The sequence below is a fragment of the Pseudomonas sp. MWU16-30322 genome, assembly GCF_020515535.1.
In the GTDB taxonomy this organism is placed as follows: domain Bacteria; phylum Pseudomonadota; class Gammaproteobacteria; order Pseudomonadales; family Pseudomonadaceae; genus Aquipseudomonas; species Aquipseudomonas fluorescens_H.
Window position 1 is genome coordinate 84,924 of record NZ_JAIWYL010000004.1, and the last position, 21,158, is coordinate 106,081.

Below are 21,158 nucleotides of genomic sequence, written 5' to 3' on the forward strand. Positions count from 1 at the left end.
CGCAACTACCTGACTCCACCACCCAAATCCCGCCCACAAAAAAGGGGACTTTCGTCCCCTTGCGGTATTGCCTGATCTACCACTCGCCCATCAATAAATGTCTTTCGACAACAACGTAAACGGCGTCTTCACCAGGATCTTCAGATCCAGCCACAACGACCAGTTGTTGATGTAATGCAGATCCATCTCCACCCGCCGCTGCATTTTGTCGATGGTGTCGGTCTCGCCACGGCAGCCGCTGATCTGTGCCAGCCCGGTAATACCCGGTTTGATTCGATGACGAGCCATGTACGCGAGGATTTTCCCCGAGTAGTAGTTGTTGTGCGCCACCGCGTGCGGACGTGGACCGACCAACGCCATTTGCCCCTGCAGCACGTTGAACAACTGCGGCAGCTCGTCCAGCGAAGTGCGGCGGATGAAGCGCCCGACCGCAGTAATACGCGAGTCGTTGCGGCTGGCCTGAACCACTTCGCGGTCATCGTGCACGCGCATCGAGCGGAATTTCCACACCTGAATCACCTTGCCGTTCCAGCCGTGGCGATCCTGCTTGAAGAACACCGGCCCCGGCGAGTTGATCTTCACTGCCAACGCAATGAACAGCAGCACCGGACTCAACAGGATGATCGCCAGCAACGCCACGCCTTTTTCCAACAGGCTCTTGCTCAGCGCAGCAGTAGGGCGGCTGGTCAGCGGGCTTTCGTTAAGGCAGATCGCCGGCAGACCGTCCACGACCTTCACCGAGTGATTGAGCAGGGTCAGACTGTTCAAGTCCGGCACCCAGACCACATCGACGTTGGCGCCGAGCAAATCGACGTACATCGCTTCGATTTTCGCCGCCTCCGCCAGCGGCAGGGTGATGTACAGACGACGGATGTCATGGTCTTTGATCAGCTCGAGCAAATCTTCCTGATCGCCGACCACACGCGGCGCATCCGCATCCAGATTCGACGTCGGGCCATTGCTCACCAAGCCTACCAACGGCAGGTTTTCCACCTGACTGATCTTCTTCGCCAGACCCAGTGCCAGCTCGCCGGTACCAACGATCAGGGTCTTCTGCGCGCTGGTGCGGGAGCGCTGGTAGTACTTGGAAAAGGCGTGCAACGGTGCGTACAGCAACGCCTGACCGAGGAAACCGTACACCGCCCAACTCAGCGTCACCTCGCGGGAGAACACCTCGTCGGCCTTGCACACGAACGCGATGCAAGCCAGCGCGACCATGGTCATCGACCAGCCCATGAACAAACGTCCGAGCCCGGTCAGGTAATTGTCCTGCTTGCGATACACGCCGCTGAACGTATACGCCGGTACCGAGGCCAGTACCGCCAGTGTCGCGCACATGCGGTAATAGAACTCGACGGTGCCTGTGTGCCGTTCAGCCAGTATGAATAACAACGCAACAATGAAAGCCTGCGCCAATGCCCATTGGCCCCAGAAGGTAAGTCCCTTGAGGCCGTTATTTCGATTGATCCGTAGAGAAAGTTCCATGAGATATCCCCAGAAATACGTCCATTCAGGTTTCGACAGTTGAAGTCCGAGTTGCTAGATAGGCTTGTTGTTGTTATTGGACGAGTGTCCTGAGGTAACAACGTCGATAGGCCGAACTGTCGTCAATCAATAGACTAAGTTATTGCCGGAGAGGGTGTCTGACGAGTTCTAACAAGATGGCACAGTGCCAACTTTTTAATAATCAAATACAAGGTTGTTAGAAAAGGTCGCAGAGCAGGGGGTGAATAAATTATGTTGTGTTTGTTACTGTAGGAGGGGTGGAGGCAGGGAACTATTATTACCAGGGAGGTGAAGTCAAACAGAGTGCTCTTGTTGTTTTTGTAATCGCACTGTTTTCTGTTTGTTTTGTTCGTGGATATCGTACGTGTTTACGCAACGATTTCCTGGATGAGGCAATAACCGCGGTTTCTTACGGCACGAAACAGACGCTCACCATTACTCGCGCTTTTGAACTTGTCCTGCAGGCGACTCAGGCACATCTCCAGGCCACGATATTGCTCCGGCTCGCGGCCGATGCTGAGGATCAGGTCATCACGACTGACTACGCGTTCCTCGTGATGGAGCATTTTGCGCACCAGTGCGGTTTCCAGGCCGGTAAGGCTGATCTCGACGCCTTCCTTGACCAGAGCGCCTTGATCGTTGTCCAGGTGCCAGGTTTCGCTGCACGGAGTGCCGTCTTCATTGGCTGAAGTCTGGTGGCTGGTGTCCGCGTTCATTGTCGGGGATTGGTGAAACGGGTTTGCCGATTGTGCGGCGAGCCATTCCGATTCGAGGGTGGCCAGTATGCGCTGGGTATCGTGTTCAATCGTGCGGGCGACGTTTTTCCGAGTGCCGCTTGGGTAAGAAAACTCCATCAGCATCGGGGCGGAAGAGGGCGAAGTAGCACCTTCAATAAACATTTGTGCCTGAGACGTGCCAAACGAATTGAAGCGCTCGCTGGACAGAATGCTCTCAAGTTCACGCTGCGACGTTGTACTGTTGGTCACGACGACAAAATATTTTCTTGGGAGGGTTGTACTAGTTTCCATGTCTCTCTCCTAAAATGTGCACCAAAATGGGCGAAAAGATAAATCGGCAGGCGAGCAATAACTTCCTTGGAAGTAATCGACAGGCAGGGTCTGGGCCCAAAATGGCCCTCGATAAGTTCCACTCGTTCTGCTGCTATGTTGTTAAGTTTATTGTTATGGTTCGGTGTAGCCGTGCTCATTCAATTGCTTGATTATAATTAGGTATGAAGTACAACTAGAGCGGTATGGTTGCATATGACGATCCTTCGTAAGTATGCAAAGAGGATGGCTGCCCGAGAGTCAGGCAGTCGATATCAGACCCCGCATCAGGCGATAGCCGTAGCCGCGGATGCTCTGAATCGCGTTCGTACCATACATGTCCTTGATTTTTCCACGCAAGCGGCTGATGGATTTTTCCAGCGCCCTCGGGTCGTAGAAATTGGTATTGAGCCCCATGATGCTGGCGATTTCATCATGGCTGAGAATGTGATTGCTGGTCTGCGCAAAGGCTTCCAGGATCTTCATCTCGGCAAACGAGATGTCGAGTTTCTGGCGGGCGCCGCCCAGCAGGCAGATGCGCGTAGGGTCGAGTGTGAGGTTGATATCCCGCTGCCATTCTTCACTGGTGAAGAACTCACCGAGCAACTCGTCGCCCTCGTCGGAAAGGGTATTGAGCTTGATACAGAAGTCGGCCCCGGCCAGGAAATACTTGATCTTGTTGAACGCGCCGCGACCGGTAATGACCGCGCAAATGATCGGCTTCAAGTTATTGGTGCGCAGGTTCTCGATCAGCGCAAGATTGTCTTCCAGCGCTTGCGGAGTGTCGATAACGATGAAGATGGCTCGATACGAACCAGAAAGTTCATTGTGCTTAAATGAACTAGTGTACGAACTGGCCTCAAGTGCCATATCAGTGCGTACGTGCTTTGCGACCAGCGCTCTAAAATGTTCGGCCACGCCACAGGTTCGGCCCAGAGTGAGAACACCGGGTACGTCGTTTGTCGGGCGCGGACTTCTAGTCGCCAAGTTCCCTGAGAGCATCATGCATTGACTCGAATTAGGTGCTGACATCGGGATGTTAAAGCACCGGTTCTCATCTGTGACTGACAATTGGTAACATTCACGCGATTTTTAGACGTGGCTCCCGAGTTTTCTAACAATAATTAAGTATTTCAAGCTTTTAGTTGATTTTCTCGGGACTGTGAACTAGTCGTTACATGGTGGCAATGTGGAATTGTGCCACTATTTTGAGTCTATGGCCACGGCTTTATTCATGTCCAATTGCCACTGTCCGTGATCGTGAGATAGTGTGAGCTTGATCACACTTTATTGGCTGATCCTACTTTTTTCTACTAAATGCCTAAATATTTTTCGAGCGGTTCGTAGGCGGACGATTATTAACATGGCTTGAGTGTGTCTTTTGATAAGACATATTCTCCGTCGCCTGATCAGGCAATGGGTGTCGCGTTATACCGATTGTTTAACTTCAGATACTCAATTCCTGAATACAGTTGACCGGTCGCTCATCAAGAGCGCTCTGACGGAGGATTAATGGATTTCTGGACCTTTATCCAGGTGTTGATTTTAGGCGCAGTGGAAGGCCTGACCGAGTTCTTGCCGATCTCCAGTACCGGCCACCAGATCATCGTCGCCGACTTGCTGGACTTCGGCGGCGAACGCGCGATGGCGTTCAACATCATTATTCAACTGGGGGCAATCCTGGCCGTAGTCTGGGAGTTCCGCCCGAAGATCTTCGACATCGTCAAAGGCCTGCCCACCCAACGCAATGCGCAACGTTTCACCCTCAACCTGCTGATCGCCTTCCTGCCGGCGGTGGTCCTCGGCGTGCTGTTCGCTGACAAAATCCATCAATACCTGTTTAACCCGATCACCGTGGCCATGGCCTTGGTAGTGGGCGGCGTCGTCATGTTGTGGGCCGAACAGCGCAACCATGTGGTGAGCGTCGATCACGTCGACGACATGCGCTGGTCAGACGCGTTGAAGATCGGTTTCGTGCAATGCCTGGCGATGATTCCCGGCACGTCGCGCTCGGGCTCGACCATCATCGGCGGTTTATTGTTCGGCTTGTCCCGGAAAGCCGCCACAGAGTTCTCGTTCTTCCTCGCCATGCCGACCATGGTCGGCGCCGCGGTGTACTCCGGCTACAAATACCGCGACCTGTTCCAGGCCAGCGACCTGCCAGTGTTCGCCCTCGGTTTCGTCATCGCCTTCATCTTTGCCATGATCGCCGTGCGCGGCCTGCTCAAATTCATCGCCAACCACAGCTACGCCGCGTTCGCCTGGTATCGGATCGCGTTTGGCTTGTTGATTCTGGCGACGTGGGTGTTTGGCTGGGTGAACTGGACGGAAGCGGCGGCGTGATCACTGACTGCTGATCAATGTAGCAACCGCGAGGTCGTTCAACTCCGAGTTGGGCGACTCTTGGCGGTAGCGCTGCAAGGCTGATGTGAAATACGCGGCTTGCAGCATGCCGTCGCTGGCGAGGTAATAGCGCGCCGCTTCGATTTCCTCTGGCGAGTAAACACGTTTATTGAGACCGGAAACTTTGGAGGTTGCGTAGAACGGCGACAACACCGTCGTCGCCACCATCAAACCGGTGAACTGCGTGATCTGCAAAGGGCTTTCCTCACCCGCGCCACAAATGAAATCGCAGTGGGCGTGAGTACTGGCAGAGGCGGTGGCGAGTAGAGCGAGGGGGATAAAGCGCTTGAACGAAACACAGCGAAACGCGGGCATAAACAAAAGACATCCTGTCAGCACATCAAAACTCCGGGCAACGCTCATTCGTTGCCCGCACATTCAAACCATCTATCAACGGCCTTGCAGCAACTCGCCAGCCTGATCCAGTAAGGCCAGCGGATCCTTGGCCTTGTGAATATCCACCGACAACAACTGGCGGAATTTACGCGCACCCGGGAACCCGGTGCCCAACCCCAGCACATGCCGGGTGATGTGATGCATCGCGCCGCCCGCCTGCAAATGCTCGGCAATATACGGCCGCAACTGCGCCAGCGCCTCAGCACGGCTGATCACCGGCGCGCTGCTGCCGAACAATTGCTGATCGACCTCCGCCAGCAAATACGGATTGTGATAAGCCTCACGCCCGAGCATCACACCGTCAAAGGTCTGCAAATGCTCATGGCAGGCCTCCATCGTCTTGATCCCGCCGTTCAGCACAATCTCCAGCTCCGGAAAATCCGCCTTCAACTGCGCCGCCACGTCATACCGCAACGGCGGAATGTCGCGATTCTCCTTCGGCGACAACCCCTCCAGAATCGCAATCCGCGCATGCACGGTAAAACTGGTACACCCGGCATCCCGCACCGTGCCGACGAAATCACACAACTCGGCGTAACTGTCGCGACCATTGATCCCGATCCGATGCTTCACCGTCACCGGAATCGACACCGCATCGCGCATCGCCTTCACACAATCCGCCACCAACTGCGGATGCCCCATCAGGCACGCACCGATCATATTGTTCTGCACCCGATCACTCGGGCAGCCAACATTCAGATTCACCTCGTCGTAACCATGCTCCTGCGCCATGCGCGCGCAAGCGGCCAGATCCAGCGGAACACTCCCGCCGAGCTGCAGCGCCAGCGGGTGCTCGGCTTCGTTGTGACGGAGGAAGCGTTCGTGATCGCCGTTGAGCAGCGCGCCGGTGGTGACCATTTCGGTGTAGAGCAGGGCATTCTTCGACAGGAGGCGTAGGAAGAAACGGCAGTGGCGGTCAGTCCAATCCATCATCGGGGCGACGGAGAAGCGGCGGGAGAGTGGGGCGGGTGTGGCGGTGATAGGGGACATTGGCGGTTCTGGATTGGGTGGGGCTGGGAGGTGGGGGAGTTTATCAGGATTGAGAGTGGCGGGCTTGCAGATGCTCTCCCGCGATGATTGCGACATTTGTGAGTGCTTTTTTCAATCATCTGACTAGCATAGGGTGGCTATTTGATGGCTAAATCCCTATTTTCTAAACCAACAAAACCAAGCCTGTGCAGGGAGAAGCAATGGACGCTCAGCAAGAAAAAGTCTTTTTTGACGAACGTGAAGTAAAGGTTACCAACAGCCGATTCATCCTTCCGGGGCAAAAGACGTTCGCGATGAGCGGAGTCACGGCAGTGAAAACCTCTCAAATAAATCCTAACCGTACTTGGCCCATACTGCTGATGATTGTCGGGGCGATTATCGGATATAACAAAGGTATAAATACCGCTTCCGTCGTCTTGTTTTTTGCAGGTCTTGCTTGGTTCCTTATGCAGAAGACGATATATACAATTGTACTTACTACGTCTTCTGGGGAGCAGCAAGCTCTGCAAGATGCGGATCTTTCTTGGATTTCCAGAGTCGTTGGCGCGATAAATGACTCAATCATTCATCGTGGATGAAAAAGCGACGGATTTATTTAATGCTAGGTGCTCGACGGTAAAAAAGCCGGCGGCAAATAAATCCGTCCCATTTGTTCATACCACTTGCTCGTCCTGATTCCCTCTTTGCAGGCCAACTTTACCGTCAGCGGTGTACCCAGGATCAAGTCGACTGAAGTTACTCATTTTCATGGTCACGCCATTCTCATTTCGAAACATCTCCTGACTAGCGATGCCGAGTAATTTCCCCATTCGGCCTAGGAAAGCGGAGAGTACAGCGAGGTCTTGGTGAGGATCGTGGGGGCGATGACAGTCGATGGCGGAAATAGAGATCAAGAGCAAGAATTAACTCGTCCCGTGTCCATGGAGGATTTCGTTTTTTCTTTTTCTACTCAAAAGTAGAAAATGGGGCTTTTTGACTTTCCAAAATTTTTCCTCTCATTAGATGGCTTTGATTTGCGGCTACTTGCCATACTTATTACCTTTGATAGTTGTTTCAATCGGAAATATTTTTTGGTTGGGGAGTCATTTCGTAAAGGTGGTCGGCGTAACGCGCGTTTGATGACCAAGGAGTGAATGATGAGTTGTTCTGGAGGACCTGTAATTGATCAGGAGCAGTTGAGGAGGCTCAGGGAAAAATTGCTTAGAGCGATCGTAAACAAGCGATCTGACAGGTGGTGTTTGTCGCTTTGGAGTCGATTTATTAGGGCTAGAGACGGCCAGCAATGTGTAGTCTGCAGCTCTGACGATCGGATTCAGGCGCATCATGTGTTCAGAAGAACCTTGCTTCCACATGCTAGATACGAAACCGGCAATGGGATCACGCTTTGCTATCAATGTCACAAGATCGCACATGAGGGATTCAATGGGCGACCTGATTTCAGTTTGCCAATAGGGGCACAAGGTGGTGACGATCAAGATGAGGTCGCTTTTTACTACCTAAAACTGCTTGAGTCAGCGGAAGCTTTCAGCCTAGATCACGACGAGTTTTATGCCTTCAGCAATGAGATGCTGAGTTTTTTCGTTAAGGTCCAAGGCTTTGAGCATCTTTATTGGAAGGTCCAAGACAAGGAAATAACGGGCCTACTGATGGCTTACAACATATGGTTTCGTGCACCGGAGGCGATGTCGCTCGCTATTTTGAAAGCTAATTTGCCGGAGTTCTTTTAGATTGGAGTTTTGATCACTCACGATTGATAGCACGCTTTGCCGTCCTCTCACTGGAGCGACTTACAGCGCTTGAAAAAGGGCCGAATTGCTCTTTGTACTGGTGACCGTATCTTATTAGCGTGCTCTTAGAACCTCTGCGAACAGAAAAATCGCGTCTGTTTAAATGAAGCCTATTGTTGCAGTCCCGCTCCTACACCACCTTGCGCCTCCCCCTACACCTAAGACAGAATCCGCCGGCTTGTGCGTCTAGCTCGCGGGTTCTATCGTCCCTACGTCACTGAAAACCAGTGATCGGGTTTGGTAGCCCGCCTCCGTCAGAAGCACAAGACTACTGTCTTGCGAGGGCGTTTCTCGTCTTCGTTTTATGGTGGTCATGCGCGGGGCGTCTTCGGATGCGCCGGGGTTCCTGACGACCGGTCTACCAACCTGCGTATGGCCTCCACCCTTCGTTTGGTAGCGAGAGTGATGGCTCCTTTTCGTTTATCCGTCAGGAGTTACACCATGTTCAAACCAACACCGAATCCCCCAGAATCCAACCCCGCATCCCCCTACGAATCCCTCGATTCCCGCAAACTCCACGAAGCCGCCGAGCGCGCCCTCGATCACTACCTAACCCCGGCCAGCCAGATCATGGCCAGCGGTGATCAATCCAAACCAATGTTCTTTGCCAACCCGGCCTACGACACCGAATCCCTGCTCGCCAACGCCAGTGAATCCCTGGGTTCCGCCACGACCATGCTCAACGATTTCGCCGCGTTGCTGGATGTCTCGCGCCGTAAGACGCTGTTGGGCATTGCACAGGTGGTGATGTTGGGGGAGTTGGCGGTGAATCAGGCGTTGGATAACGTCGAGCTCAAGGCGTAGAGCGCTGCCCTCCGTGGCGAGCGGCGAGGTCGTGGTCGTGGAGGGCGTTCTGTCGATACGCAAACTACCGCTCAAAATGGCGGTTTTCAGCTTGTTTCCGCTGCAATAGCGATGTGCCACGAAAAATGATGGCAATGCGTCATCATGCGCACGAAAAAGTTCACTGCTTGTACAAAAATATAAAGTTGTACAACTTTTCCCAAAGTTTATAGCATCCGTTCCCAACACCTTTGCTGAAACGATAAATCCAGCTTGAGTCCTGGATTTGTCCGCCGGTGCGTGGGCCGTCAAAACGGTTTTCGCAGCGGTTATTTGCAGCCGGGTCAGTGGAAGCTGCCCGTATTTCGCCCAGGACGACGACCCCGAATATGAGTGGTAACTCCGGTTATCAGAGATCTACTTTTTTTGTGCCTGACGCTGAATCGCGTCAGGGCGTTAGAGGCTGAACATGGCAGAAGCATCGAATTTCCTGGGCAACATCAAGGTTTCCCGAAAGTTGGGGGCCGGGTTTGGCGTTCTTTTGCTGGCGGTGGGGGCGGTGGCCTTCATTGGCTATAGCAGCAGTAATGTGCTGGTGGATCGCCTGGACACCACGCGCCTGATCGGCACGCTCAACGATGCGTCGCAGGACATGCGTCTTTCAGAGAAGCAGTACGAAGCGGCGGCGGATGCGGCGTTTGCCGAGTCTTATCAGTCGCAGCTGACGGTGTTGCAGGGGCTGATCGCCAAGGCGCTGCAGACCCTGACGCGGGCGGAAAACCAGCAGGCCTTGAAGCAGTTGCAGGACACCACGCTGGGCTACGATCAGCGGGTCAAGCGCTTGATCGAGGCGGACAAGGCGACCAGCGATGCGTTGAAACCGTTGGGGGCGATGTCGGACAAGTACGCCGAGACCTTCAACAGGATGTTCGAGAGCACCACGGCCAGTGCGCTGGCGTCTGCTGATAGCGCGCGGGTGGCGGACTTGCGCACGGTGGCGGATCTGCGCAATGGCATGACGATGTTTCGTCTGATGTTGCGGCGTTATATCGCGGTGCCGAGCGAGGCCAACAAGAAGGTGCTGCTGGACACCACTGATGCGTTTCTGGCCGACATGAGCAAGGCGCGCAGCGGTTTGCCGGCGGCCCTGTCGAGTCAGCTTGAAGAGGCGCAGGCCGGCATGCGCCGTTATCGTGAGGTGCTGGTGGAGGTCGCCGCGCTGTTCGAGCAGAAGCAGAGCCTGCGTCAGCAGGTGGATCAGCAGAGCCAGGCGATGGACAGCATCATGACCGGCCTGATGGACACCCAGCAGCGTCTGGCGCGGGACGATCAACAGCGTGCGTTTATCCAGATTGCAGTGCTGACGGTGCTGGCGCTGGTGGTCGGTCTGTTTGCTTCGGTGCTGATCTCGCGGCAGATCACCGGGCCGCTGGCGCTGACGGTGGAGCTGGCGCGACGGATTGCCAAGGGCGATCTGACGGTGCAAGCCAAATCCAGCCGCAAGGATGAGTTGGGCGATCTGCAAAATGCGATGCAGGACATGGCGCAAAGCCTGAACACGCTGGTGCAGGGGATCGGTAACGGCGTGACGCATATTTCGACGTCGGCGGAGAAGCTATCGGCGATGAGCGAGCAGACCAGCGCCGGTGTGCGCCAGCAGAAAGTCGAGGTGGATCAGGTCGCCACGGCGATGCACGAAATGGCCTCGACGGTGCAGGAGGTGGCGCGCAACACCACGGACGCATCCGCCGCTGCGACCCTCGCCGATCAGCAGGCGCGTCACGGCAGTGCAGTGGTCAAGCAGGCGACCGTGCAGATCAGCGAATTGTCGGTGGCGATCGAAGAGTTGGGCGGAGCGATGAACGTACTGTCCCAGGACAGTGAGCAGATCGGCAAGGTCATCGATGTGATCAAGGCCGTCGCCGAGCAGACCAACTTGCTGGCGCTGAATGCGGCGATTGAAGCGGCGCGGGCGGGAGAGCAGGGCCGTGGTTTTGCGGTGGTTGCCGATGAAGTGCGGTCGCTGGCGCAGCGCACGCAGGATTCGACCAAGGAAATCGAAGCGCTGATTGTCACCCTGCAACAGGGCACGCAAGCGGCATCTACACTGATGACATCCAGCCGCGAGCGCACCCTGGACACCGTGGTGCTGGCGCAGAAGGCCGAGCAGGCGATTACCGAGATCAACCATTCGATCGGCACGATCCAGCAAATGAGCCTGCAGATTTCCGCCGCCGCCGAGCAGCAAAGTGCGGTGGCCGATGAGATCAATCGCAGCATCGTCAGTGTGCGCGATGTGGCCGATCAGTCGGCCGTCGCCAGCGAAGAAAGTGCTGCCGCGACCATTGAACTGGCGTCGCTGGGGCAGGACCTGCAGCGCATGACATCGCATTTTCGAATCTGATGGCGTTTTGAGATGAACTTGGGCTGGCCTGACCGGTCAGCGTGTATAAGTGGGGGCCGCCGAGCGGCGGCCATCCGGTCCGTGCTGTTATTTTCTGGGCCATGGAAGGTTACAACCCGCTCTCAGGGGGCGTCATGACCAATATTCCCGTTTTCCCCCAGCCCAGCGGGGGGTGCCAAGGATGCCGGCAAAAAGGCGAGGCCGATATGGCGTTCTCCTTTGCTTTCCAGCCGATTGTGGATGTGCGTGATCAATCGACCTTCGCCCATGAGGCGCTGGTCCGGGGCGTGCAGGGCGAGGGTGCGCTGTCGGTGCTGGAGCAGGTCGATGACCAGAACCGCTATCGCTTCGATCAACTGTGCCGCGTGCGTGCGATCTCCACGGCTGCGCAGTTGGGGCTCACCGGGTTTCTCTCGATCAATTTCCTGCCCAACGCGGTGTATCGCCCGGACATGTGCATTCGCAGCACGCTGGAGGCGGCCCGCGCACATGCGTTCCCGCTCGATCGGCTGATCTTCGAAGCGGTCGAAGGCGAGCACGTCGAAAGCAACAAACACTTGATGAACATCTTGCGCGAATACCGCGAGTTCGGCTTCAAGACCGCCATTGATGACTTCGGTGCGGGGTATTCCGGGCTGAACCTGCTGGCGGACTTTCAGCCGGATCTGATCAAACTGGACATGGCGCTGATTCGCGATATCCATCGCGACCGCGTACGCCAGGCGATTGTGCGTGGCGTGGTGGGCATGTGTGCCGAGTTGGGCGTCGAGGTGATTGCCGAGGGCATCGAGCACCCCGAGGAGCGGGATTTTCTCGCCGATTGCGGGATTTATCTGATGCAGGGTTTCTGGTTCGCCAGACCGGCGTTTGAGGCGATGGCGCAGATTCCGGTGGAGGCGTGGCAGCCGATTTGACGGCGGCTGGTCTTTGAGCCTGAGCCATCACGTTGAGGTGACGGCTCAGGCGTGCAGATTCAGCCAAACTGGCTCGCCGACTCAACTGCCGATTTCGTCTGCCTTGAGCGGGTCAACTGGTAAGCAATCGCCAACCATACGAACCAACCCGGCATGACCATCAAGGCGATCCGCGTGTCAGGTCGCAATGCCAGCAGACACAGCACAAAGCCTAGAAATGCCAGGGAAAACCAGGCCATCGGTACGCCGCCGGGCATCTTATAAGCCGACTTCGCATGCAGGTCCGGGCGTTTTTTGCGATAGGCGATGTACGACGCGAGGATGGTCGACCAGGTGAAAATCACCAGAATCGCCGACACGGTGGAGACGATGGTGAAGGCGGTCATCACTTCCGGAACGATGAACAGCACCAGCACCCCAATCAGCATCAAGAGTGTGGTGAACGCCAGACTCAGCAGCGGCACGCTGTTTCCTGACAGTCGCCGGAAGATGCCCGGAGCGTTTTGCTGGTTGGCCAGGCCGAACAGCATGCGGCTCGATGAAAACACGCCACTGTTGGCCGATGATGCCGCCGATGTCAGGACCACGAAGTTGACGATACCGGCGGCCGCGGGAAACCCTGCCACGAGAAACAGTTCGACGAAGGGGCTCTTGACCGGAGACACCTGCTGCCACGAGGTCACGGCAATAATGCAGGTCAGTGCCAGCACGTAGAACAGGATGATCCGCAGCGGAATCGAGTTGATGGCCTTGGGTAAAGTCCTCTCTGGAGATCGGGTTTCAGCGGCGGCGGTGCCGATCAACTCGGTGCCGGCGAAGGAGAAAATTGCCATCTGAAATCCGGCGAAGAAGCCGAACAAGCCGTTAGGGAAGGCCGCCTGTTTATCCACCAGGTGACTCAGGGATGCGGTGACGCCACTCGGGGACACGAAGGACGTGGCAATCAGCACGATGCTGACGCCGATCAAGGTCACGACGGCAATGATTTTGATGATCGCGAACCAGAACTCCACCTCACCGAACAGCCTGACCGTCAGCACATTCAGCGCAAACAACGTCGCCAGCATGCCGACGGCGGGTATCCACGCCGGTACCTCGGGGAACCAGTACTGGAAGAATCCACCGACCACGACGGCATCGCCGATCACCGCCACGCTCCAGCTCAACCAATACGACCAGCCGAGAAAAAATGCCGCGCGCGGGCCGAGGTAGGCGCCGGCAAAGTCGGCAAAGGTTTTGAAGTTCAGGTTGGACAGGAGCATTTCGCCCATGGCGCGCATGACGAAAAAAACGAACAGACCGATGATCATGTAGATGAGGATGATCGACGTCCCGGAGAGGGCGATGATCTTCCCGGAGCCCATGAACAGGCCCGTACCGATGGCACCGCCCATGGCCATTAACTGGATGTGACGATTGCTGAGCGTGCGCTGCAGCGCGGGCTGTTCAAGCAGCCCGGAAGGATTCGATTTCATTGCAAAACCTCTTGATTTTATGTTTTTGAGTTTTGGCAGAAAGTAGGTGTCGAGCGTTCTTGTTAGAGAGGCAGCGGCTAATCACAGCGATGCCTGGAGAGTGAATGGCCCCCTCGCAAAATCGCTTGGGGGCGGCCCTTACTGCTTAACTGACAGTGCGCAGACGTGAGGCTGTTGCCGGTTGCGGCTCCAGCAACTGGAAGAGGTTTTTGATGTTGGCCGGCGTCGGTACCAGGTGGATGCGCTGGCCGATTTGCTGTTGCTGAGCCAGGTCGTTGAGGTAGCGCAGTGACGAAAAATCTTCCAGAGCAAAGCCCACCGAATCAAAGACCGTCACCTGCGTATCGCTCTCGCGGCCGCGAACTTCGCCCTGCACAATCCGGAAAAACTCGACCACTGGAGAGTCGGCTGCCAATTGCTGAATGTCGCCTTCAATGCGTGTTTGCGGCTCGAATTCGACGATGACCCGGGCGTTGCGCAGGATGTCGGCGTGCAGTTCGGTTTTACCCGGGCAGTCGCCGCCGACCGCATTGATGTGCATGCCGGGTTCGATCATTTCGGGCGTGAGAATCGTTGCGTAGGCTTTGTCGGCGGTGACCGTGGTGACGATATGCGCACCCTTGACCGCGTCCTTTACCGAGTCGGCCAGAATCACTTCGATCTGCGGAAACGCCGCCAGGTTGTGCTTCAACTTGAGCGAAGCGTCGCGATCAATATCGAAGATGCGGATTTCGCTGATGCCCAACATTTCATGAAAGGCGAGCGCCTGAAACTCACTCTGCGCACCGTTGCCGATGATCGCCATCGAGGTCGCACCCGGGCGAGCCAGCGACTGCGCAACCAGTGCTGAGGTGGCAGCCGTGCGCACAGCGGTGGTCAGGGTCAGTTCGCTGAGCAGGGTCGGATAGCCACTCTGCACATCGGCCAGCAGCCCGAAAGCCATGACGGTCAGCAAGTTGCGCTGACCATTGTCCGGATGGCCGTTGACGTATTTGAACGAGTACTGCTGGCCATCGTCGGTGGGCATCAGCTCGATCACGCCGTCTGCCGAGTGGTTGGCCGTGCGCGGCGATTTATCAAATTGCGCCCAGCGTGCGTAGTCCGCTTCGATGTAGCCCGCCATGTCGCGGATGGCCCGGCGGATGCCGACCTGGGTGAACAGGCGTGCAGCATCATCGACATCAATAAAAAGCGTCATGTTGTTGTTCTCCGATTCAGTCATTCAAAGGCCGCAGAGCGGGGATGGTTCAGCTGCGTTTGCTTTCGAAACCATGCAGCACGTTCACCGCATTGATGCCGATTTCATCGACCATGTAGCCGCCCTCCATCACGAACAGGGTGGGGCAGCCGACACTGGCGATCAGCGTTCCGATGCCGATGAAGTCCTCGCTTTCCAGCAGGAAGTGGCTGATGGGATCGTCCTTGAACGTGTCGACACCGAGGGATATCACCAGCACTTCAGGTGCGAACTGCTGGAGTTTTTTGCAGGCGTGGAGCAGGGCGTTGCGGTAGCTCTCCCACGTGGTGTTTTTCGGCAGCGGGTAGTTGAGGTTGTAACCCTCGCCGACACCCGCGCCGACTTCGTGGCTGTAACCTGAAAAGTACGGGTAGGACACCGCAGGTTCACCGTGCAGCGAGACGAACATGACGTCGCTGCGCTGGTAGAAAATGTTCTGCGTGCCGTTGCCGTGGTGGAAGTCGACGTCGAGAACCGCGACACGTTTGGCGCCTTGGGTGATGGCCTGTTGCGCGGCAATCGCGGCGTTATTGAGGTAGCAATAACCGCCCATGTATTCGCGCGCGGCGTGATGGCCGGGCGGGCGGCACAGGGCAAAGGCGCTGTCGTGGCCTTCATCAATCAGTGCGAGTCCGGTGAGGGCGATATCCGCGCTGGTTTTCACCGCTTGCCAGGTCGTGGCGGTGATGGGCGAACCGGCATCCATGGCATAGAAGCCGAGCTTGCCGTCGATGAACGTCGGCACTTGCTCGTTGGCCAGATCGCGTACCGGCCAGATCAGGGGCAAGGCATCGTGCGTGCGTCCGGTTGCGCACCATTCGGTCCAGGCACTTTCCAGAAAACTGACGTAGCGCTCACTGTGCGCGTTGACGTAGCACGAGCGGTCAAACGCACGCGGTTCGACGATTTGCCCCAGCCCGACCTGTTTGACGCGGTTGTGCACCGTATCGGCCCGACTCGGTTGTTCGAATGACGGCTTGAGCACGCCGTCCTTCAATTCGGTGCCATGGTGCAAACGGTGGGAATCACTGAAAACTGTAAACATTCTGCGCATCCGTTAATGTGAGCCAGTGCAAATATTCTGTTCCGGCTGACCTGCGCTTTCTTTGCTTTGTTTTCTTGATTCAGTAGATTAATCGGGCGTTCTTACTCAGGATTGGCGTCATGCAGAAAAAATCATCCAAACGCATCAGTCTCGACGAGACCGACCTGGCGATTCTTGAGTTGTTGCAGGAAGACGCCAGTATTTCCAACGCTGAACTCAGTGAGCGGCTGTCGTTGAGCCTTACGCCTTGCTGGCGGCGGCGCAAAAGAATGGAGGAGGCCGGGGTGATCAAGGGCTATCAGGCCAACCTTGATCGGCGAATGCTCGGGCTGGACATCATGGCGTTCGTGCACATCCGTTTTTCCACCCACGCCGATCACGCGCCGGACGCCTTCGAGTCGGTGATTGCGCAACTGCCCCAGGTGCTGTCCTGTCACAAGATCACCGGCGATGCCGATTATGTGTTGCAGGTGCTGGCCGAGGATCTGGATAGCTACAGCGATTTCATCGAGCAGGTGCTCAGGCGCCAAGTCGGGATTGCGTCCATCCAGTCCAGCCTGGCGTTGCGTGAGGTCAAGACCAGTAGCCGTATTGCGATACCCAGACCGGGAAGGGAATGAGCGGGCCGGGGGCGTTTTTCCAATGGGGTGACAGAGTCTTTTGCGGCGTTGTCGGCAGACCAGCCGATTGCCGCAGCCCTGGATTCTGAACCCGCGCTGTCGATCAGCAAAATTTCATCTTGCCGGGCGCGACTTAGGCCTAGGATGCTTGCACAAGATCATCCCAAGGGGAGCCGTACCATGTGCACCAATGTCGTCAAAGTGCTGTTGATCGCTGCAGCTGTCTCGGTATTGAGTGCCTGTTCGGGCTCCGGTGGGCTGACCACCACCAGTTGTTTCTCCTCGGATTGCCAATCGCCGGAGGGTCGCACAAATGCAACGACCCTCAAATTCGGCGGTAACAGTATTGGTAGCAGCTTGAACCAGTACAGCTCCGGGATGTTGCACGACGATTGATCAAAATCGAGGTTGAACCTGTGGCGAGGGAGCTTGCTCCCGCTGGGGCGCGCAGCGCCCCCCAAAAAGAAGGTCTGCTGCGCAGCCCAGCGGGAGCAAGCTCCCTCGCCACAAATGTTTGTGCCTGGAAGATTACTGCGGCAGCGCCAGCCACTCACCAATGACCTTCTGATAACTGCCAGTGACTTTGCTCAGGTGCAGCCACTGGTCCACGTACAGTTTCCAACTGATGTCATCGCGCGGCAGCAGGTACGCTTTTTCGCCGTACTGCATGTACTGGTGCGGATTCACCGCGCACAAACCCGGTTTGAGTTTCTGCTGATACAGCGCTTCCGAGGCGTCGGTGATCATCACGTCAGCCTTGTTGTCGAGTAGTTGCTCGAAGATCGTCACGTTGTCGTGCAGGGCCAGTTGCGCCTTGGGCAGGAAGGCGTGGACGAAGGCTTCGTTGGTGCCGCCTGCCGGTTCGACCAGGCGTACGTTGGGCTGGTTGATCTGCTCGACGGTCTGGTACTTGGACTGATCGGCACAACGCACCAGCGGGATCTTGCCGTCGCTGTCGAGGGTGTTGCTGAAGTAGGCTTTCTTCTGCCGCTCCAGCGTCACCGAAATGCCACCCATGCCGATGTCGCACTTGCCGGCCTGCATGTCCGGCATCAGGGTTTTCCAGGTGGTTTGCACCCACTCGACTTTCACCCCGAGGCTGTCGGCCAGCGAGCGCGCCATGGCGATGTCGATACCCTCGAAGTCGCCGTCGCTGCGTTTGAAGGTGTAGGGCTTGTAGTCGCCAGTGGTGCAGACGCGCAGTTGGCCTTGTTGTTGGATGGTGTCGAGGTGCGACGGTTGCTCGGCGGCCTGAGCGCTTAAATTCAGCGCGAGCAATGAACCGAGCAAGAGCAGTTTTTTATTGATGGGCATGTCTGTCGGGCTTCAAAGGGATCGGAGCGAGAAGTTAACCACGTTCTCGGCGCTGATCCCTATGGGTAGCTCGCGGTCAGAGGCCGAGACCTTCCTGCACCACCTGCAACAGATTGTTCTCCGTCAGGGCAATCGCATCCAGCTCCTGACCGGTTTCCACCGTTTGCAACCACCAATGGCTTTCGTGATGTTCATCGACGGTGCGCAGCAGATAGGTGTTGCGCTCGGGCAGGGTGATCTGCACGCGGCCGGCGCCGTCCTTGGTAAACCGGGCGATGGGATCAAATGTCAGAGTTTGTTGATTGGCTTCGATCACCAGTTGGTCGATCGCGTAATCGTGGCTCTCGCCGTCGGGTGAGCTTTCGCAAACGTGGGTCGGATTGCGGCGGATTTTCAGGCCGACTTCGGTGACTGGCTGCAGCCAGCCCTCGATGCGGTGGTACAGATCGTAGACCTGCGCCGGCCAGCAATCGATCTCCAGCGCGGCATCCGCATGGGTGTGCCGTGTTTGCTTGAGTTTGGCGGCGAGTTCGTCTGCTTTACTCATTTCGGATCCCTTGGTTTGATGTCTGCCTGTTAATCGTAGACCTTTCAACGGCGTACGGCGTTGCCTTGCGTCATGCGCTTGCAACACAAGCATGTCGAAATCAGCGCTGGCCAAGTCTGGTCAGGATCGAAAACCACGGACGCAGGCGTCCCAAGGAGCGGGTAGATGAAAAAGCTGTTTACAATTTTGGCAGTGATTGCGCTGACGGCCGGTAGCATCGGCCTCAGTTCGGCGCGTCAGTCGAACGCCAGCAAGGTGCAAACGGAAGCGGTGGCGGGGCAGTTCGATTACTACCTGCTGACGCTGTCCTGGTCGCCGACCTTTTGCCTGACACACAAGGACGACGTGCAGTGTTCCGGCAAGGGCTACGGTTTTGTGCTGCATGGTCTGTGGCCGCAATACGCCAATGGCGGCTGGCCGGAGTCCTGCCCACCGCTGACCACGTTGTCGGCGGCGGAAACGACCAAAGGCCTGACGCTGTTCCCGACCAAGAAACTGCTTGACCACGAATGGTCCAAGCACGGCACCTGCAGCGGTCTGGGCGCGATGGGTTATCTGGACGAAGCGGACAAAGCGGTCGGCGCGGTGAAAATCCCGCAAGAGCTGCAACCGTTCAGTTCCTCGTACTACTTCGAAGCCCAGGAAATCGCCGACCTGTTCCGCAAGGCCAACCCGGGGATCCCGGCGGATGGCATCGCGGTGATCTGCAGCGGCCCGGAACTCTCGGAAGTGCGAGTGTGCATGGGCAAGGATCTGCAGTTCGGCGCGTGCGGCAAGGGCGTGAAGACCCAGTGCCGGGCGGGAGATATTCGGGTACCGCCGTCGCGTTGATGTGAGCGGTTTCACGAACAGGAAAGGGCGCCCAAGCAGGCGCCTTTTTTTCGCCTGAAGGTTTGAAGCACCCGGAAAATTCACGCATGCTTGCGCCCCCCAAAGGATGACCCGCAACACTGCAAGGAGCTGTTCATGAGCGGAAACCCGCCGCCCGCGTCACCGATCCAACCGCCTGCCCGCTCCCGGGACATGGCACCAATCCGATTGCCAGTGGCTCGCCGAATGTGAATTTCGACGGATTGGCCCAATCATCCCTACGTGATCCAGCGTGCAGACGGGCGTCTGGAACACGGGGTGTCTGACGCTAACGGGTTCACCCACGAAGTCAGCTCGCACCTGCCTGAAACCATCAAGCTGTTTTTGGAGGAGTGAGGCATGGCCGCTGAAACAGTAACGTGCGCGAAAGGCAACAATTACAAGCTGCACAAGGAACATGCGCTGACGGATAAGAAGGATGTCAGTGACAAGCAGGTGCCGGTGGAGAGTACCAAGGCGATTGTTGTTTTCGTCGGAGGCGCTGGGGATAAGGAACGTTATTATTTTTCGGGGCCTTATGGAAACATCCAAGAGGCACGGCAGGACTTTGATGAGCGCACGACAAGCTTGGCAAAGGAGGGTAAATATAAGTCTGAGTGGCTGGGCTATAACGAAGTCAGAGGAAAACAGGATATTCAGCGACATGTCTTGAGTCTGATCCCCTACAAGAGCTGTCCTGTCTATATCGTGGGTCATAGCCTCGGTGGGTGGAACGGTGCGCATCTGACAAAGATCATGTCGGAATGGGGTTACAGGATTCAGATGCTGATTACCCTTGATCCCGTGGGTGAAGGGGCCCTGATCTGGTTGGGGTCGGATATTTATCGCGAACGCCCCAATCCAATTGCTGCCGACTGGATCAATATCAAAGCGATGCCAACTAAAAGAGATTCGTCAGATGGGGTCGCTGATTTTGGTGAAAAGTGGCTTATCTCCTGTGGCCCTTCATTGAACGTCAATGTAGACACTAATCATGCAAATGCATTGGGGTTGTTTACTGCCCGTATCGCGGGGAGCAAATCGGCAGCCGATATGCTTTTCGACTCAATCATGAAGGATTTTCCATGATGTACAGGGTGCTCATTTGTTGCTTGCTCGTTATTTGCTCAGGTTGTGCGAAAGACCACACAAAGCCTCCCGCAAACCTGAGCTTCGAATCTGTGGAAAGAGAAAAGTCGCTGCTATACATCATCCGGTATCAGTCGGACGTTGATGTGTTGGATCTTTTTGATCGCGGGGAGCGAGTTGGGATGATTTCGGGCATGCTTCATTGCGCATTGGCGGATGATCATGATTTCTCAGTAGGCAAAGCCATACAGTTTTCCGCCTCCGGTTTGATACGGTCGGAAAAAAATGAAAACAACAAGGGAAAGTTTTCCTACCTTACTCGCGCATTCCTCAGTGAAACTTCCAGCAACCGAAGTTCTGAGAGAAATCTTTCAGTGACAGAACTGAATCACCTCCTCGCCAACAAACAACAAATCCCCTGCAAAGTCGTCGTCACCGCGTACGGCTACAAACCCTACTACTCAAACACCATGAACCTGCCAGTTGCGGACCTGCTGCGCGAAATCAACAAACCCCGATAGGCGTAATCGGTGCCCCACGCGATTGCCCGGCGCATATACGCTAGGGTGATCACGCGCAAAACCACAACTGAAAATAAATCGAGGCACAGCGTTCATCCAAATCTCTTGCGCGCCGATACAACGGGGCGGGCGAGTGTTGGCGCGGCGGGTTTGCTGTGCGCACCCCGGTGGGCTACGCTCACGAAAAGTAAGGGTTTCGGGCTGCGGCCCCTGTCGTACCTGCCCAGGACAC

The 21,158-nt window shown here is 56.2% G+C and carries 21 protein-coding genes and 1 pseudogene; 12 read left to right on the forward strand and 10 right to left on the reverse strand.

Annotated features, from left to right (window positions below; genetic code table 11):
- Nucleotides 1-90 precede the first annotated feature (90 nt).
- The 3 genes from LCH64_RS08925 to LCH64_RS08935 all read right to left on the reverse strand — a co-directional run bounded on the left by LCH64_RS08925 (nt 91) and on the right by LCH64_RS08935 (nt 3,557).
- Nucleotides 91-1,485: an undecaprenyl-phosphate glucose phosphotransferase gene (locus LCH64_RS08925; protein WP_103484266.1), complete on the reverse strand. Its 1,395-nt coding sequence runs from the start codon at nt 1,483-1,485 to the stop codon at nt 91-93.
- Nucleotides 1,486-1,874: 389 nt separating this feature from the next.
- Entirely contained in the window at nt 1,875-2,534 is a 660-nt protein-coding gene (locus LCH64_RS08930; RefSeq protein WP_103520637.1) for a helix-turn-helix domain-containing protein, read from the reverse strand.
- Between the two features lie 279 nt (nt 2,535-2,813).
- Nucleotides 2,814-3,557 (reverse strand): winged helix-turn-helix domain-containing protein, encoded by a 744-nt coding sequence (locus LCH64_RS08935; RefSeq protein WP_226500014.1) that lies wholly within the window; start codon nt 3,555-3,557, stop codon nt 2,814-2,816.
- Between the two features lie 507 nt (nt 3,558-4,064).
- On the opposite strand from LCH64_RS08935, the gene LCH64_RS08940 reads away from it, so the two are divergent.
- On the forward strand, nt 4,065-4,895 hold the full coding sequence (locus tag LCH64_RS08940) for an undecaprenyl-diphosphate phosphatase (RefSeq protein WP_103520638.1): 831 nt from the start codon (nt 4,065-4,067) through the stop codon (nt 4,893-4,895).
- On the opposite strand, the gene LCH64_RS08945 is transcribed toward LCH64_RS08940, so the two are convergent.
- Nucleotides 4,896-5,318 (reverse strand): DUF2388 domain-containing protein, encoded by a 423-nt coding sequence (locus LCH64_RS08945; RefSeq protein WP_226500015.1) that lies wholly within the window; start codon nt 5,316-5,318, stop codon nt 4,896-4,898.
- Between the two features lie 27 nt (nt 5,319-5,345).
- The gene (gene dusA, locus LCH64_RS08950; protein WP_003226510.1) at nt 5,346-6,341 is read right to left on the reverse strand and encodes a tRNA dihydrouridine(20/20a) synthase DusA; all 996 of its coding nucleotides are present in this window, start codon (nt 6,339-6,341) and stop codon (nt 5,346-5,348) included.
- 200 nt (nt 6,342-6,541) lie between these two features.
- On the opposite strand from dusA, the gene LCH64_RS08955 reads away from it, so the two are divergent.
- The 5 genes from LCH64_RS08955 (at nt 6,542) to LCH64_RS08975 (ending at nt 12,229) form a co-directional block, all read left to right on the forward strand.
- Complete coding sequence (locus LCH64_RS08955; RefSeq protein ID WP_103484270.1) at nt 6,542-6,919, forward strand: DUF6232 family protein; 378 nt, start codon at nt 6,542-6,544, stop codon at nt 6,917-6,919.
- Nucleotides 6,920-7,666: 747 nt separating this feature from the next.
- Nucleotides 7,667-8,068 (forward strand): hypothetical protein, encoded by a 402-nt coding sequence (locus tag LCH64_RS08960; protein ID WP_226500016.1) that lies wholly within the window; start codon nt 7,667-7,669, stop codon nt 8,066-8,068.
- A gap of 501 nt (nt 8,069-8,569) precedes the next feature.
- On the forward strand, nt 8,570-8,932 hold the full coding sequence (locus tag LCH64_RS08965) for a DUF6124 family protein (protein ID WP_226500017.1): 363 nt from the start codon (nt 8,570-8,572) through the stop codon (nt 8,930-8,932).
- Between the two features lie 448 nt (nt 8,933-9,380).
- Entirely contained in the window at nt 9,381-11,315 is a 1,935-nt protein-coding gene (locus LCH64_RS08970) for a methyl-accepting chemotaxis protein (protein WP_226500018.1), read from the forward strand.
- Between the two features lie 206 nt (nt 11,316-11,521).
- Entirely contained in the window at nt 11,522-12,229 is a 708-nt protein-coding gene (locus tag LCH64_RS08975; protein WP_226500019.1) for an EAL domain-containing protein, read from the forward strand.
- Between the two features lie 59 nt (nt 12,230-12,288).
- On the opposite strand, the gene LCH64_RS08980 is transcribed toward LCH64_RS08975, so the two are convergent.
- The 3 genes from LCH64_RS08980 to LCH64_RS08990 form a co-directional block, all read right to left on the reverse strand.
- Entirely contained in the window at nt 12,289-13,704 is a 1,416-nt protein-coding gene (locus tag LCH64_RS08980) for an amino acid permease (RefSeq protein ID WP_226500020.1), read from the reverse strand.
- 145 nt (nt 13,705-13,849) lie between these two features.
- Nucleotides 13,850-14,902: an ornithine cyclodeaminase gene (locus LCH64_RS08985; RefSeq protein ID WP_226500021.1), complete on the reverse strand. Its 1,053-nt coding sequence runs from the start codon at nt 14,900-14,902 to the stop codon at nt 13,850-13,852.
- Between the two features lie 49 nt (nt 14,903-14,951).
- The gene (locus LCH64_RS08990; protein WP_003226492.1) at nt 14,952-15,986 is read right to left on the reverse strand and encodes a histone deacetylase family protein; all 1,035 of its coding nucleotides are present in this window, start codon (nt 15,984-15,986) and stop codon (nt 14,952-14,954) included.
- 119 nt (nt 15,987-16,105) lie between these two features.
- On the opposite strand from LCH64_RS08990, the gene LCH64_RS08995 reads away from it, so the two are divergent.
- Both LCH64_RS08995 and LCH64_RS09000 read left to right on the forward strand, forming a co-directional pair.
- Entirely contained in the window at nt 16,106-16,606 is a 501-nt protein-coding gene (locus LCH64_RS08995) for an Lrp/AsnC family transcriptional regulator (RefSeq protein ID WP_103484277.1), read from the forward strand.
- A gap of 180 nt (nt 16,607-16,786) precedes the next feature.
- The gene (locus LCH64_RS09000) at nt 16,787-17,002 is read left to right on the forward strand and encodes a hypothetical protein (protein ID WP_226500022.1); all 216 of its coding nucleotides are present in this window, start codon (nt 16,787-16,789) and stop codon (nt 17,000-17,002) included.
- A 132-nt stretch (nt 17,003-17,134) separates the two neighbouring features.
- On the opposite strand, the gene LCH64_RS09005 is transcribed toward LCH64_RS09000, so the two are convergent.
- Entirely contained in the window at nt 17,135-17,920 is a 786-nt protein-coding gene (locus tag LCH64_RS09005; RefSeq protein ID WP_226500023.1) for a transporter substrate-binding domain-containing protein, read from the reverse strand.
- A gap of 76 nt (nt 17,921-17,996) precedes the next feature.
- Nucleotides 17,997-18,467 (reverse strand): hypothetical protein, encoded by a 471-nt coding sequence (locus tag LCH64_RS09010; protein WP_226500024.1) that lies wholly within the window; start codon nt 18,465-18,467, stop codon nt 17,997-17,999.
- Nucleotides 18,468-18,632: 165 nt separating this feature from the next.
- On the opposite strand from LCH64_RS09010, the gene LCH64_RS09015 reads away from it, so the two are divergent.
- The 4 genes and pseudogenes from LCH64_RS09015 (at nt 18,633) to LCH64_RS09030 (ending at nt 20,926) form a co-directional block, all read left to right on the forward strand.
- Nucleotides 18,633-19,298, forward strand: coding sequence for a ribonuclease T2 (locus LCH64_RS09015; RefSeq protein WP_003226484.1), 666 nt, complete (start codon nt 18,633-18,635; stop codon nt 19,296-19,298).
- Between the two features lie 119 nt (nt 19,299-19,417).
- A pseudogene (locus tag LCH64_RS09020) lies at nt 19,418-19,673 on the forward strand (PAAR domain-containing protein).
- 3 nt (nt 19,674-19,676) lie between these two features.
- Entirely contained in the window at nt 19,677-20,405 is a 729-nt protein-coding gene (locus tag LCH64_RS09025) for an alpha/beta hydrolase (RefSeq protein WP_226500025.1), read from the forward strand.
- Complete coding sequence (locus LCH64_RS09030; protein ID WP_003226478.1) at nt 20,402-20,926, forward strand: hypothetical protein; 525 nt, start codon at nt 20,402-20,404, stop codon at nt 20,924-20,926. Before LCH64_RS09025 ends, LCH64_RS09030 begins: the two co-directional genes overlap by 4 nt.
- Nucleotides 20,927-21,158 lie beyond the last annotated feature (232 nt).

What these genes read in the sequence shown, in the direction of transcription:
- LCH64_RS08970 (WP_226500018.1), top strand. Translation starts at nt 9,381, where the DNA reads ATGGCAGAAGCATCGAATTTCCTGGGCAACATCAAGGTTTCCCGAAAG.
- LCH64_RS08965 (WP_226500017.1), top strand. Translation starts at nt 8,570, where the DNA reads ATGTTCAAACCAACACCGAATCCCCCAGAATCCAACCCCGCATCCCCC.
- LCH64_RS08940 (WP_103520638.1), top strand. Translation starts at nt 4,065, where the DNA reads ATGGATTTCTGGACCTTTATCCAGGTGTTGATTTTAGGCGCAGTGGAA.
- LCH64_RS09010 (WP_226500024.1), bottom strand. Translation starts at nt 18,467, where the DNA reads ATGAGTAAAGCAGACGAACTCGCCGCCAAACTCAAGCAAACACGGCAC.
- LCH64_RS09000 (WP_226500022.1), top strand. Translation starts at nt 16,787, where the DNA reads ATGTGCACCAATGTCGTCAAAGTGCTGTTGATCGCTGCAGCTGTCTCG.
- LCH64_RS08945 (WP_226500015.1), bottom strand. Translation starts at nt 5,318, where the DNA reads ATGAGCGTTGCCCGGAGTTTTGATGTGCTGACAGGATGTCTTTTGTTT.
- LCH64_RS09025 (WP_226500025.1), top strand. Translation starts at nt 19,677, where the DNA reads ATGGCCGCTGAAACAGTAACGTGCGCGAAAGGCAACAATTACAAGCTG.
- LCH64_RS08980 (WP_226500020.1), bottom strand. Translation starts at nt 13,704, where the DNA reads ATGAAATCGAATCCTTCCGGGCTGCTTGAACAGCCCGCGCTGCAGCGC.
- LCH64_RS08990 (WP_003226492.1), bottom strand. Translation starts at nt 15,986, where the DNA reads ATGTTTACAGTTTTCAGTGATTCCCACCGTTTGCACCATGGCACCGAA.
- LCH64_RS08930 (WP_103520637.1), bottom strand. Translation starts at nt 2,534, where the DNA reads ATGGAAACTAGTACAACCCTCCCAAGAAAATATTTTGTCGTCGTGACC.
- LCH64_RS08995 (WP_103484277.1), top strand. Translation starts at nt 16,106, where the DNA reads ATGCAGAAAAAATCATCCAAACGCATCAGTCTCGACGAGACCGACCTG.
- LCH64_RS09015 (WP_003226484.1), top strand. Translation starts at nt 18,633, where the DNA reads ATGAAAAAGCTGTTTACAATTTTGGCAGTGATTGCGCTGACGGCCGGT.
- LCH64_RS08975 (WP_226500019.1), top strand. Translation starts at nt 11,522, where the DNA reads ATGGCGTTCTCCTTTGCTTTCCAGCCGATTGTGGATGTGCGTGATCAA.
- LCH64_RS09005 (WP_226500023.1), bottom strand. Translation starts at nt 17,920, where the DNA reads ATGCCCATCAATAAAAAACTGCTCTTGCTCGGTTCATTGCTCGCGCTG.
- dusA (WP_003226510.1), bottom strand. Translation starts at nt 6,341, where the DNA reads ATGTCCCCTATCACCGCCACACCCGCCCCACTCTCCCGCCGCTTCTCC.
- LCH64_RS09030 (WP_003226478.1), top strand. Translation starts at nt 20,402, where the DNA reads ATGATGTACAGGGTGCTCATTTGTTGCTTGCTCGTTATTTGCTCAGGT.
- LCH64_RS08955 (WP_103484270.1), top strand. Translation starts at nt 6,542, where the DNA reads ATGGACGCTCAGCAAGAAAAAGTCTTTTTTGACGAACGTGAAGTAAAG.
- LCH64_RS08925 (WP_103484266.1), bottom strand. Translation starts at nt 1,485, where the DNA reads ATGGAACTTTCTCTACGGATCAATCGAAATAACGGCCTCAAGGGACTT.
- LCH64_RS08985 (WP_226500021.1), bottom strand. Translation starts at nt 14,902, where the DNA reads ATGACGCTTTTTATTGATGTCGATGATGCTGCACGCCTGTTCACCCAG.
- LCH64_RS08935 (WP_226500014.1), bottom strand. Translation starts at nt 3,557, where the DNA reads ATGATGCTCTCAGGGAACTTGGCGACTAGAAGTCCGCGCCCGACAAAC.